This is a genomic window from Pseudomonas sp. S44, assembly GCF_016624805.1.
Lineage (GTDB): Bacteria > Pseudomonadota > Gammaproteobacteria > Pseudomonadales > Pseudomonadaceae > Aquipseudomonas > Aquipseudomonas machongensis.
The window spans coordinates 111,056-123,858 of record NZ_JACVTY010000017.1 but is presented as its reverse complement, the minus strand read 5'-3'; the positions used below and the strand labels follow the sequence as shown (position 1 = coordinate 123,858).

Below are 12,803 nucleotides of genomic sequence, written 5' to 3'. Positions count from 1 at the left end.
CAGCAGCACCCCGCAAACAGCCCCTTGCTGCCCCGCCCGCAACCGCGCTGAAAAGCCTTCTTTAAATCAAAGTAAATCAATACAAAACAATAACTTACAGATACTGGCACAGTCCCTGCTCTAGCCCTCCCCAACAACACTTGAAACACGGGGAGAACCACATGCACCAGCTCAACCCTCTGGCCCGCCAGATAGGCCTGGCCCTGCTGCTGGCCGGTGCCGGCAACCAGGCCTACGCCGCCACCGAAACCAGCGAAGAAAAGAAAACCGAACCCGCCCTCGAAACCGTCACCGTCACTGCCCAGCACCGCGAACAGACGCTGCAGGAAGTGCCCGTCGCGGTCTCGGCGATCAAGGGCACCCAGCTCACCGCCGACGGCGTTCGCTCGATGGGCGACATCACCACCTTCGTGCCCAACGCCTCGGCCAAGAACCCCGATGGCGACGGCCGCCCACGCTGGTACATCCGTGGCCTGGGCACCGGCGACACCGGTGCGGCGACGGTCTACCCAGTGGGCATCTATGCCGACGACGTCTACCTCAACGCGCCCATTGCTGGCGGCGGGCCGCTGTTCGACCTGGAACGCATCGAAATCCTGCGCGGGCCACAGGGCACGCTGTACGGCAAGAACACCACGGCCGGCGCCGTGAACGTCATTTCCAAGAAGCCGACCTTCGACACCGACGGCTACGGCACCGTCGGTTTCGGCAGCAAGAACGAGCGCATCCTCAACGGTGCACTGGGCGGCACCCTGGTGGATGAAAAGCTCGCCGGCCGGGTGTCGCTGTATTCCGAGGAGCGCGACGGCTTCCAGAAGAACGACTTCGATGGCAATACCTATGGCGACGTGAACAAGAAGGCCATTCGCCTGCAGTTCCTCGCCCAGCTCAACCCCGATCTGGATGCCCTGCTGAAGCTGCACAGTCGCCAGTTCAAGGGCGATGGCAGCAACGGCTCGCTGCCAGTGGGCCGTTACTACAACGTCGGCTACCAGCGCCCCAATGGCCGCGACATTTCGCTCAACGTCAACGAGGACTATCGCCTCGACCACGATGGCGCCTCGCTGACCTTCAACTGGTACCTGGGCGACTACACCCTGACCTCGATCAGCGCCTACGACTACATCCGCAACCGCTCCACCACCGACGCCGACTACACCCCCTATGAAGTCAACGGCGCCTCGATCACCGACAACGCCTATCGCCAGTGGTCGCAGGAGCTGCGCCTGGCCTCGCCGCAGGACCGCCCCCTGCACTGGCTGGCCGGCGCGCATTATTTCCACGAGAACCTCGACAGCTCGGCCCAGCGTATCGTCGCGCCTGGCCCGACGCCCAACGGCACCGGCTCCAACCAGGTCGGCAGCACCGCCTATCGCAACCAGGACTTCGACCACCGCACAGACAGCTATGCGCTGTTCGGCAACGTCACCTATGACTTCACCGATGCCTTCAGCCTGACCGGCGGCCTGCGCTGGACCCAGGAGAAAAAGGATATCGACCTGGACCTGGTGCAACTGACTCGCGCCACCGCCAATGGACCGCTGATCCCCATCGCAGGCGCCGGCAGCAATGGCAATCGCCAGCAGGACAAGACCTGGGAAGCCTGGACCTACGACCTCACGCCCGAGTACCGCATCAACGACAACCTGCGGGTGTTCTTCCGCTATGCCCATGGCTTCCGTTCTGGTGGCTTCAACACCGGGCTGTCGACGAGCCTGGCGCAGTTGACCACGGTGGATCCGGAGGAGCTCGACGCCTACGAGCTGGGCCTGAAATCCGAGTGGTTCGACCGGCGCCTGACGGTCAACGCCAACGTCTTTTACTACGACTACTCGGATATCCAGGTGAACCTGCTGACGGTCAACAACGGCGTGCTGACCACCGCCTTGACCAACGGCGCCAAGGGCAAGGTCAAGGGTGCGGAGCTGGAGATCGAGGGCCAGCCCACCGAACGCCTGCACCTGCGCGCAGCGCTGTCGTTCCTGGACACCGAGTACACCGACTTCAAGAACGTCAACCCCGCCACCGGCGCGGTGACTGCCGACTACAGCGGCAACAGCTTCGTGCGTTCGCCACGCAACGTGGTCTCGCTGGGCGCCGACTACACGCTGCCCCTGGATGTGCCAGGGCGCGTGGTGGCCGGCGGCGACGTGAGCTTTCGCGACAAGGAATATTTCCTGGCCGACCGCCAGAGCAGCGGCGCCGACGAAACCCTCAGCCAGCCCCACTACACCCTGGCCAACGCGCGCCTGAGCTGGTTCAGCGCCGACGACAAGCTCAGCGTCACCGGCTTCGTCAACAACCTCACCGACCGCCGCTACCAGGTGCACGGCCGGCCCAACGGCACCGCCGGGCAGTACGTGATCACCTACGGCGATCCGCGCACCGTAGGGCTTAGTGTCACCAGCCGGTTCTAGGTCGCTCTTGCGGGCCCTATCGCGGGCAAGCCCGCTCCCACAAGCGATAGGGTCAGCACAACCAACACACACTTCCAGCAGGAACCCCAGATGCCCCACCACACCCCCTTGGCACGCGCCATCGCCGTGGCCATCGCCGGCTTCGCCGTGCCCGCTTTCGCTGCCGAACCCAACGACCGACTCGACACCGTGGTCGTCGTCGGCACCCATAGAAGCGATGTGACCGCCCTGCAAAGCGCCGCCCCGGTGGACGTGCTCAGCGGCGAGAAACTGCGCGAGACCGGCGCCAGCGACCTGTCTGGCGCGCTGACCGCGTTGTCGCCGTCGTTCAGCTTCCCGCAATCGCCCCAGGGTGCCTTCGCCGGCTCCATCGCCCAAGGCGCCTCGCTGCGCGGGCTGGCCTCCGACCAGGTGCTGGTGCTGGTCAACGGCAAACGCCGCCATACCAGCGCCAACGTCACCCGCCAGGGCCTGGTCAATGGCCGTGGCGCCGCCGCCGTGGACCTGAGCCTGATCCCGCTGAGCGCTATCGAGCGGGTCGAGATCCTGCGCGATGGCGCCGCCGCCCAGTACGGCTCGGACGCCATCGCCGGGGTGATCAACATCGTGCTCAAGGAACGCGACGACGGCGGCAACATCGGCTATCGCTTCGGCGGTTACGACAAGGGCGACGGCCTGCAGCGCAAGCTCAGCGGCTGGAAAGGCTTTGCCCTGCCCAACGATGGTTTCCTCACCCTGGCCTTCGATGCAGGCAGCCAGGACCCGGCCAGCGACACCCGCGATGACAACCGGATCTTCTACCCCGGCGACACCAGCATCAACACCCCGCGCGAGCAGAACAACCGCTACCGTAACTGGCGTTGGGGCTCAGGCAATGTGTCCGATCAGTACAATTTCACGGCCAACGCCGAGACCGGCCTTGGCGCCGGGCTGACGGCCTACGGTTTTGCCAGCTACGCGCACAAGAACACCGATGCCGAGGGCTTCTTCGACCCGCCCACCACCCTGCGCAACAACTACGGCAGCACAGCCCTGGCCCGCTATCCCGATGGTCGCCTGCCGATCACTCGCTACGGCCTGGAGGACTACGCCGCCACCGGTGGCCTGCGCTTCGAAGACGCCACCCTGGGCAACTTCGACCTGGCCTTGAACTACGGCAACAACCGCCTCGACTCCACCGACCGCGACGCCATCAACCCCAGCTGGGGCGCGGCCAGCCCGTCGACCATCCATACCGGCCGACGTGAAGCCGACCAGACCAACCTGACCCTGGACTGGACGCGCGATTTCGCCACGGACCTGCTGTTCAAGCCGCTGACGGTCTCTGCAGGCCTGGCCTGGCGCAAGGAGAACTACGAGCTAACCGCTGGCGACGCCGCCGGCTGGTCCAACGGCCCGCTGTTCAACACCCTCGACCCGATCACCGGCCGTCGCCTGCCGGGCTACTACTCGGGGATCACCCAGGTCGATGCCGCTTCGCTGGATCGTCGGGTGATCGGCGCCTACTTCGACCTCGAAGGGCAGATCACCGAGAAATTCCAGGCCGGACTGGCCGTGCGCAGCGAGCATTATTCGGACTTCGGTGACACCACCAACGGCAAGCTGTCGCTACGCTATGACTTCACGCCGCAGATCGCCGCGCGGGCCAGCGCCAGCACCGGTTATCGAGCACCGTCCCTGGTGCAGAGCGGGCTGTCGTCGTTCAGCGTACAAGTCGTCGAACAGCCGCCTGGCAGCGGCAACTGGGTCGAGGTGCAGCAACGTACCCTGCGTGCCGACAGCCCTGAGGCACAGCTGCTCGGGGGCAAGGCGCTCAAGCCCGAGGAGTCGACCAACTTCTCCGTGGGGCTGGTCTGGCGCCCGCTGCCCAACGCCTCGCTGACCCTCGATGCCTATCGCATCGACATCGACAACCGCATCACCCTGTCGGACCAGTTGCCGGCCTCGGTGGTCTCGCCGATCTTCGCCGGTACGCCCTACGCCAATATCCAGAGCGCTGCGTTCTACAGCAACATCGCCGACACCCGCACCGATGGCATCGAGCTGGCCGGGCACTACGACCTGGACCTGGGTGCCTGGGGCCGGGTCAACCTCAACGGTGGCTATGCGCGCAATAACACCCGCATCACCGGCCTGGACAGTGTCGGCGGCATTCCCGGCAACCAGATCATCGGTCGCAACACCCAGGGCCTGATCGAAGACGGCACGCCCAAGGACAAGCTGACCCTGAGCGCCAACTGGCTGTACGACGGCTGGAGCATCACCCTGGCCCAGCGTCGCTATGGTGAATGGAAGAGCCTGAACGCCAGCAACCCGACGCTGGACCAGACGTTCAGCCCGCAGTGGGTGACCGACCTGGACGTGTCGTACCGCCTTGATCTGGGGCTGACCCTGTCGGTCGGTGCGATCAATCTGTTCGACAGCCACCCGGACAAGCTCGAAGGCGCGCAGCTGTATGGTGTGCCGAAGTATTCGATCACCAGCCCCGAGGGCGCACAGGGGGCGTTCTACTACACCAGCCTGAGTTACGACTTCTGAATCGGCGCGCGCCCCACTGCTGATCGACTGCTGCCCCAGCAGCAGCGTACTGCTGCGTCATCATCAGCGCCCATGGCCGAGCCCCGAAAACACGGGGCTCGGCACACTGGCACAGGTCTTGCGATATCCCCGTATCACCGATCACTCAAGGCCTTCCATGCGCGCCCTGCTTGTTCCTCTCTCCTGGTTGATCTCGCCCCTGGCCCTGCTCGCGTTGTGGGCCTCGGTGGCCGCTGCCGGGGTGTTTCCGGCCAACCTGCTGGTATCGCCGCTGGAGGTCTGGCGCAGCTTCCAGGAGCTGCTGGGCACCGGCGAGCTGCAGGAGCACCTGGCCGGCAGCCTCTCGCGGCTGGGGCTTGGCTTTGCCTTTGGCGCTCTGTCGGGCCTGGCCCTGGGCACGGCCATGGCCCTGTCGAAAACTGTCGAGGCCTATTGCGCACCGCTGTTCCATACCCTGCGCCAGGTCCCCAGCATCGCCTTGATCCCGATGTTCGTGTTGCTGTTCGGTATCGACGAGACCTTCAAGATCGTCATCGTCGCCAAGACCGCGTTCTTCCCCGTGGCCCTGGCCACCGGCGACGGTATCCGTGCCATCCCGCGCAGCCATTTCGAGGTGGCGGCGGTATATCGCCTGGGTTGGCCGACCCTGGTCGCACGCATCGCCCTGCCCGCCGCCGTACCGGCCATCGTCACCGGCGTACGCGTGGCGCTGACCCGCGCCTGGGTGGTGCTGGTGGCCTGCGAACTGCTCGCCGCCGACAGCGGCCTGGGGCAGATGATCGAAATGGGGCGCCAGATGTTGCGCATCGATGTGGTGATGGTCGGCGTGGTGATCACCGGGGTGATCGGTTTCACCCTGGACTGTTCGCTGCGACGTGTGGAGCGGCGCCTGTCTGCCTGGCAGCGCAGTTGAGGAGTGAATGATGACTGTCCGACACTTGCGTGGCCTGTTACTGCCGCTGCTGCTGCTCGCGGCCTGGGAGTACGCCTCGCGCCAGGATGCAGCCGGCGCCTATGCCTTCGTGTCCCTGTCCAAGGTCGGCTCGGCACTGCTCGAGCTGCTTGGCAACGGCGAGCTGCCGGTCAACCTGCTGGCGAGCCTGGCGCGCACCAGCAGCGGCCTCGCCCTGGGCATGCTGGCCGGCATCGGCCTCGGCGCACTGATGGCCTTGTCGCCGCTGGCCAACCGCCTGACCGCACCGCTGTTCCATGCCTTGCGCCAGGTCCCGATGCTCGGCTGGATTCCGCTGATCGCCCTGTGGTTCGGCAATGGCGAGCCGGCCAAGTTGCTGATCGTGAGTGTGGCGGCGTTCTATCCGATGGTGCTCAACACCTACGAAGGCCTGCGCCAGGTCGACATCCGCCAGCGTGAGGTCGGCCAGGTGCTGATGCTCGATCGCTGGCAGCAACTGCGCCTGATCCTGCTGCCCGGTGCCTTGCCGAGCATCGCCACCGGCGTGCTGCAGGCCCTGGCCTTCGCCTGGGTCACGGCCGTTGGCAGCGAGCTGTTCCTCGCCTCTGGCGCCGGCCTTGGCAACCTGATGATGAACGCCGAAGCCGGCGCACGGATGGAAGTGATCATCGTCTGTGTACTGTGCATCGGCCTGTGCGGCTACCTGATGACCTGGCTGTGCACCCGTTTCTGCCGGCGCCTGCTGCGCTGGCGCACCACTGATTGAAGGCCGCGACCATGAATGCCATCGCCCATCCCCACCCGCCTGCCGTGCAGGCTGGCGCCCTGCAGATCCGCCGCCTGAGCAAGGCCTATCGGCTCAAGGGCCAGACCCTCCAGGTACTGCAGGACATCGACCTGGACATTCGCCCCGGCGAGTTCATCAGCATCCTCGGTGCCAGCGGCTGCGGCAAATCGACCCTGCTGCGGCTGATCGTCGGCCTGGACACCGATCACCAGGGCACGATCGTGCTCGACGGCCAACCGGTACGCGGCCCGGGCCTTGAGCGCGGCATCGTGTTCCAGGACCACCGCCTGTTTCCCTGGATGACCCTGCAGCAAAACATCGCCCTGGCCCTGAAGAACCACGCGCTGCCTGCCGATGAAAAGCAGCGCCTGGTTGCCGAGCATATCGAGCTGGTTGGCCTGCACGGTTTCGAGCAGGCCTATCCACACCAGTTGTCCGGCGGCATGGCCCAGCGCGCGGCGATTGCCCGGGCGTTGGTGAACAAACCCAAGGTGCTGCTGCTCGACGAACCCCTGGGCGCGCTCGATGCCTTGACCCGGGTACGCCTGCAGCAGGAGCTGCAGCGCATCCGCGAGCGCGAGCGCTGCACCGTGGTGATGGTCACCCATGACATCGAAGAAGCGCTGTACCTGGGTGACCGCGTGATCGTGATGGATGCCCACCCGGGACGCATTCGCGAAGACCTGCCTATCGACCTGGCACATCCACGCGAGCGCACCCATCCTGCCCTGCAGATCCTGAAACAGCGGCTGCTCGAGCAGCTCATGGCGCATTGAACCTTTAGCCTCCAACCCACGGATGCGCGTCCAGCATGCTCAGGGTGAACGCCAGGACCAACTCGTGCTCGGCAGCACTGCGCTCCTCGGCCAACGCCTCGATATTTTCCAGCACACTCTGCTCTGGCGCGGACTCGACCTCGGCCATCAGTGTTTCGAGGCGATCATGGTAGGGCTGGTTGAGCGTTTCGAATGCGTCGGGCTGCGTGTTGCGCAAATAGTCCTGCCAAAAGCTGCGCTGTACCAACGATGCGGCAATGCGAGTATCCGTTTCCGCCTGCAGGATCGCCGTGCTCGCCGCACGCAGTTGCGTGTCCCCTACATCCGAGAACATCCGGTGGTACATGTAGCGTGACTGGGCCGGCAGCCCGAGCGGCCTGACCAACCCGGCCCGGTATGCGAGATGCACCTCTACCTCGTCGAGCAAACCATAGGGGTTGGTGGCACGCGCCTGTTGAATGTGCTGCGCGGCGATTCTGTCGACCTCGTCCAGCCGATACAGCTCGCGCCCCAATTGCGTCAATGCGGGACCGACCGCAGCGGGGGCCAGCCCGGCAGTGCGTGTGGCGACCAGCGCGCGGACTTCCAGCAGGCTGAGAATCAGCAGCATCTGGTCCGAGCAGGTTCGTGGCCCGGCAGCCTGCTGGAAGATCGCCTCGCGAACCTCGCTGTTCTGTACGCAGGCGTCGATCACCTGCCAGACCCTGCGCCGCAGGTCCAATCCCTGCATTGCGTAGTCACGGGAACGGCCAAGATCATGAAGAAAGCGCATCAGGTCACTGCTGCCCGGTTCATGCACCAGTCCAGTCCATTGGACCTCTCGTACCGTTCTCTCCACATCGGTGGAGCCTGCCAGCCAGAGTTCGAGCGACTCCTGCCCTCCCGGGACATGTCGACGCAGGGGCAAAGCCACCGCAGCATCCTCTCCGATTGTGGTACGCAGTGCGGCCTGCGTTGCTTCCGGCAACGGATTGTCATGCAGGCTCAGGCCTGCCAGGCGACGACGCGAACGGGCAAGGGACGGGCTCATGTCGTTGATATTGTTGTCGCGCAGGTCGATATCCTCGAGCTGCGGATGCATGTACACCTCGACCGGCAGCTCGGCCAGACCAGTACCACGCAATGACAGACGCTGCAGGTTCTCCAGGGGGCCAAGCGGCGGCAGTCGACCGATAGGATTGTGCGCAAGGTCCAGGGTACGCAGCTGCGTCAACACGCTCAGCCTGGCCATGCCGGCTTCGTCGATGACGATCTGGTTGCCGGCCAGGCGCAGTTCGGTGAGCTGCGTCAGCACCTGCAGCCCGTCAGGAATACTGTCGATCAGGTTGTCACGCAGATCGAGGCTGCGCAGGTTGGCAAAGCGCGAGAGAAAATCTGCGTCGATTGCCTGCAGGTTCAAGCGACGCAACGTCAGTTGGGTGACATGCTCGAACATCACGCCCTCGGGGAGTATGGGCAGGCTGTCGAGCCGTTCGCTGTCGATGATCAGCCGGTATTGGCCATCCTGCTCGGCACGCTTGCGCCGCCAGCAATGGCGGATGCGCCGGGCTACCAGGCGACGCCGCTCGAGCATGGGCACCCGGGTTGCCTCGCGACGCCAGGTGCCCAGGCTTTGGTTGAGGCGAGTCATTAGCTGTTGCAGGTTGCGCAGGTGATCCCACAGGCCCTCGCCGCGTTGACGCACAGTCTCCAGGTAGGCTTCCACCTCGACGTCCGACAGGGTCGGAAAGACTTGCTGGTAGCCCCGCAGCAGCGCAAGACGTGACCCTTCGGGCCGGCCGCTCAACGGGTAACCGATGCGTCCGTCGCCCAACCGTTGTGGAGGGCGCAGCCCTGTACCGATGGGCGCCATGCCAATGAGGCGGGCCGCTTGCTCGCGCTGGGCAAAGGCGCGCTCGGCCAGGGCACCGGCCAGGTGCCGGGCAGAACGGGTCGCCTCGCCCAACTGCAACCGTTGTGGAGCATCCAGATGCCATAGCAGGGCCTGGAACAGATCGTCCGTGGCGTAGGCACCCGGCATGGGCGTCCCTTGAGCATCGACTGCCAGATAGCCTTTCGCGGTCTTGATCATTCGACGCGTCTGGCTGGCAAGCGAATCGCCTACCTGTGCCAGCACCTGGCCGTCGAACTGTCCGTCACGCACCTCGATACGTACAGAGCTGTCCCAGGGCGACCAGGCCTGCAACAGTCCCAACGCCAGTTGTTCGGTATCCTGAACCACCGCGGCGGCCTGCTCGAAACCTGCACAGGCCCGATCAAGACGGGCGTCACGCAACTGCCATCGCGCACGCTCGGCCACCCCCAGTGGCACCCGCCCTTGCTCCAGCAGTTGCTGGAGCTGGTCAGCATTGGCCTGGTCGAGCAGCTCCTGCCCGGCACGCGTCGTGAGGGAGGGAAAATCACGGTGCAAGGGCTGCGCCGCCGGGACGGGTGTGGCCTGCTGCTCCTGGACGTGAGCTTCGAAGGCGGCGCCACGCAATTTGGGGAAGCTGGCGTGCAACTGATAACGCTGCGCCGCATCGTACAGGCGCGCTGGCGCAGGTGCATTTTCAAGGTGCAGGCGCCGTAGCTGCGACTCATCCATGCCAATGCTGCGCAGCAGCGGACCGGCCATATCGTCACTCACCTGACGCAACCCTCTGCCCAGGCGGCGTATCAGCATGCCTTCCCCCTGCCATTGTTGGGCAGGCTCCAGGGCATGACGCACGCCACCGGCGCCGTTGTCCTCAAGTGCGATGGTCGGCGCCTCGGGCCGGTTCGGATGCGCCACTGCGGCTACATCCGGGTCGTCGCCCAACCGGTAGGTCATCTCCTCGACCCCTTGATACGCGTGTCCTTCGTGGATTGCACGCTCACCGGGCGCCAGCGCCAACTCTTGCGTGGCATAACCCGGAAGATCGGCACGCGCCAGGCGCAGTTCACCATCGGCACGCTGTATGGGTGCGAGCTCGTCGACCTGCGCTACGCGCTCAAGCACCTTGCTGGCGCCGACCGTGAGGCCGAGCATCGCAACGTTCTGCGCCACGGCCACAAGATGGCCAAGCGCAGCCTCGCGATCACCGAGCTCCCAGTCACGGTAGCCCTCATACACTTCCTCGGTCAGCTGCTCGGCGGTGATCGCCAGCAGTGGCAAGCCAAGTTCTGGAACGAAGAAGCTGGCAATGCCCAGAATGTCGAGACCCAGGCCCTTGAGCCAGTGCAGGCGACGATCACGCTCGACGCTGTCGACCAGGCTGGTCGGCACGGCCAGCACCTTTGCATCGTCCAGCAGGGTATCGATCTGCACCTGGCGCAGGTGGGCGAACAGCGCGCCGCCGACAGACTGCCACCGACCATCCAGCTCGATGGTATCCTGCGGGCCGCCTTCGGCCAGCAACCGTTTCAGCACCTGAGCAAAATGCACGCGATCCTTTGCGCTGACGAAGCGCTGGAAGAACGACCAGTAATCAGCCTTACGAAAACGCTTGCCTAACGCTTTGAACAGCTCGGACCAGGAGCGGTGGACACTCAGTACGCCCTGCGGATCGTCCGGTATCCAGGCAATCAACTGCGCAAGCTGAGCATCTGCGCCCTCTTTTACGGGCATCTGGAACACCACCACCCCCTGGATCTTGCGGCCAAGCAGGCGCATGTCCAGTGCCGTCAACGTGGCTGACTGGGGCGTCGCAGCGCAGACCTTTTGCAGCTCCGCCAGCATGTGCTCGTCGATATCGCCCTTGAGCCGCGCCAGCCATGCTGCAGCCTCCAGCCCCTCTCGCCAGCCCCGCTCGAGCAAGGCTTCATTGTTTCGGCGTACGGCATCGTTGCCAAACAGCACGCCCTTGAGATGCTGCTGGTAAAGCCCCCCCAGATCCAGGGAGCGACACAGGCCCGCAAAGGCCCGGGGCTGTAGGGCAAGCCTGTTGCCTTGCGCATCGACCACTGCCGACGCTGCCTGCCAGGCGACCTTCGATGTTTCGGCACGATCGAAATTATGCAGTGCCGAGGCCAGCAGACTGTTTTCGAAACTGCGAGTGACGATGCCATCCGGGACCCAGCCGACGCCTGACGGGAAGCGGATCTGGACTTCGCGCCGCAGCATGCTGCGACGCACATCCAGCGAGGGTTGCACCCGTTTGTCCAACGCTTCGCTCAGCAGGGGCGCGGCGAATTCGTCCAGCGGTTGGATCTGCCCAAGCAAGGCGCGCACCTCATGCTGCGTACGCTGCTGGGCGCGCAACGCCCGATGCAGAGCGTCCAGTTGTTCGGGCTTGGCTGCGCTCAACCAATTGGGCAGACGGCTGGCGATCAGTGTATCGATCGTTCCATCGGGAAGGGGTTGGGTCGACATGATACTGCTCCATCGCATTGAAAACGCGCATGAAGCCAGCGAGTGCAGAAGCGCACGTGGTAGCTATGTCTCAAGTGCCGGGCAAACGCAGGTCCACCCCCATGGCCTGGGCGAAGGTTTTCACCAGTGGGCTGCGTGGGGTGTTGTGCCGCAGGATCAGGCAGAACGGTGTATGAAAACGCACCATCTCTGGATGGATCGCACGCAAGCGGCCCTGGCTGACCAGCGATTGCGCAAAGTGACAGGGCAGAAAACCGATGAAATTGCCCGTGAGCAGCAGCATGGCCACCGCCTCGACCTGGGTGGCCGACGTCTGGTTGTTCTCCTGTTCGAAGAACTGCCATTTGACCGTGTGCATGGCATAGCGATGGTGCACGAAGTTGTGTTCGCGCAGGCTGTCGAGGGGGATGTCCGCATCGCTTCGGGGGAACAATGGATGGCCTTCGCCGCAATACAACGCCGAGGCTTCCTGATACATCTCGAAGTAGTCGAACTCTTCCCGGCGCTGGTACAGCGGGACAATGCCGGCGATGAACCGACCTTCGATGACGCCGCGCTCCACCTCGTCCAGCTGTGCCACGTTCAGGCGGACACGCACCTTCGGGTGATCGCTGGAAATTTGCCGGATCGCAGCGATCAGCGGCGAGCCGCGATCGGACAGGGTGTTGTCGATGGCGCCTACGCCCAGTTCGCCAATCAGCTCGTTCTGGGCACTGCTGATGCGGTCGCGGAAGTTGTCGACCGAGTTGAACAGCTCGATCGAGGCCTGGTACACCACCTGCCCTTCTTCGGTCAGGCTGAAACCTTCGCGCCCGCGGCTGCACAACCGCATGCCGATACGGATTTCCAGATCGGAAATCTGCTTGCTGATGGCTGCCAGGCCCACGTTCAATTCGTTCTGCGCCGCGCTGAAGCCTCCTGCCTCGACCACTGCCTTGAACACCTTGAGCAGTTTGAAGTCCTGGCCACTCAAGGCCAGTGGCGCACGAATGCGGGTTTTTTCCGGCAGGTTTCCCGCAGTGGAAAGTGAGGTTTCCATTGT

The 12,803-nt window shown here is 64.5% G+C and carries 7 protein-coding genes; 5 read left to right on the top strand and 2 right to left on the bottom strand.

Annotated elements, in window-relative coordinates; all coding sequences use genetic code 11:
- The first annotated feature begins 161 nt into the window (after positions 1-161).
- The 5 genes from IAE40_RS14865 to IAE40_RS14845 all read left to right on the top strand — a co-directional run bounded on the left by IAE40_RS14865 (position 162) and on the right by IAE40_RS14845 (position 7,431).
- Positions 162-2,417: a TonB-dependent receptor gene (locus tag IAE40_RS14865; protein ID WP_063545207.1), complete on the top strand. Its 2,256-nt coding sequence runs from the start codon at positions 162-164 to the stop codon at positions 2,415-2,417.
- A 90-nt stretch (positions 2,418-2,507) separates the two neighbouring features.
- Positions 2,508-4,955, top strand: a complete 2,448-nt coding sequence (locus IAE40_RS14860) for a TonB-dependent receptor plug domain-containing protein (protein WP_197890968.1) — start codon at positions 2,508-2,510, stop codon at positions 4,953-4,955.
- Between the two features lie 157 nt (positions 4,956-5,112).
- Positions 5,113-5,868 (top strand): ABC transporter permease, encoded by a 756-nt coding sequence (locus IAE40_RS14855; protein WP_200603455.1) that lies wholly within the window; start codon positions 5,113-5,115, stop codon positions 5,866-5,868.
- A gap of 10 nt (positions 5,869-5,878) precedes the next feature.
- A complete protein-coding gene (locus IAE40_RS14850; protein WP_197890964.1) occupies positions 5,879-6,634 on the top strand; it encodes an ABC transporter permease in 756 nt (251 codons plus the stop codon).
- Between the two features lie 11 nt (positions 6,635-6,645).
- A complete protein-coding gene (locus IAE40_RS14845) occupies positions 6,646-7,431 on the top strand; it encodes an ABC transporter ATP-binding protein (RefSeq protein WP_153772710.1) in 786 nt (261 codons plus the stop codon).
- A gap of 4 nt (positions 7,432-7,435) precedes the next feature.
- On the opposite strand, the gene IAE40_RS14840 is transcribed toward IAE40_RS14845, so the two are convergent.
- Together IAE40_RS14840 and IAE40_RS14835 are read right to left on the bottom strand one after the other, a co-directional pair.
- Positions 7,436-11,761 (bottom strand): NEL-type E3 ubiquitin ligase domain-containing protein, encoded by a 4,326-nt coding sequence (locus IAE40_RS14840; RefSeq protein ID WP_200603454.1) that lies wholly within the window; start codon positions 11,759-11,761, stop codon positions 7,436-7,438.
- A gap of 70 nt (positions 11,762-11,831) precedes the next feature.
- Positions 11,832-12,800 (bottom strand): LysR family transcriptional regulator, encoded by a 969-nt coding sequence (locus IAE40_RS14835; protein WP_200603453.1) that lies wholly within the window; start codon positions 12,798-12,800, stop codon positions 11,832-11,834.
- Between the last annotated feature and the right edge of the window lie 3 nt (positions 12,801-12,803).

Coding starts and splice junctions, on each gene's coding strand:
- IAE40_RS14850 (WP_197890964.1), top strand. CDS start 5,879: ATGACTGTCCGACACTTGCGTGGCCTGTTACTGCCGCTGCTGCTGCTC.
- IAE40_RS14835 (WP_200603453.1), bottom strand. CDS start 12,800: ATGGAAACCTCACTTTCCACTGCGGGAAACCTGCCGGAAAAAACCCGC.
- IAE40_RS14865 (WP_063545207.1), top strand. CDS start 162: ATGCACCAGCTCAACCCTCTGGCCCGCCAGATAGGCCTGGCCCTGCTG.
- IAE40_RS14845 (WP_153772710.1), top strand. CDS start 6,646: ATGAATGCCATCGCCCATCCCCACCCGCCTGCCGTGCAGGCTGGCGCC.
- IAE40_RS14855 (WP_200603455.1), top strand. CDS start 5,113: ATGCGCGCCCTGCTTGTTCCTCTCTCCTGGTTGATCTCGCCCCTGGCC.
- IAE40_RS14860 (WP_197890968.1), top strand. CDS start 2,508: ATGCCCCACCACACCCCCTTGGCACGCGCCATCGCCGTGGCCATCGCC.
- IAE40_RS14840 (WP_200603454.1), bottom strand. CDS start 11,761: ATGTCGACCCAACCCCTTCCCGATGGAACGATCGATACACTGATCGCC.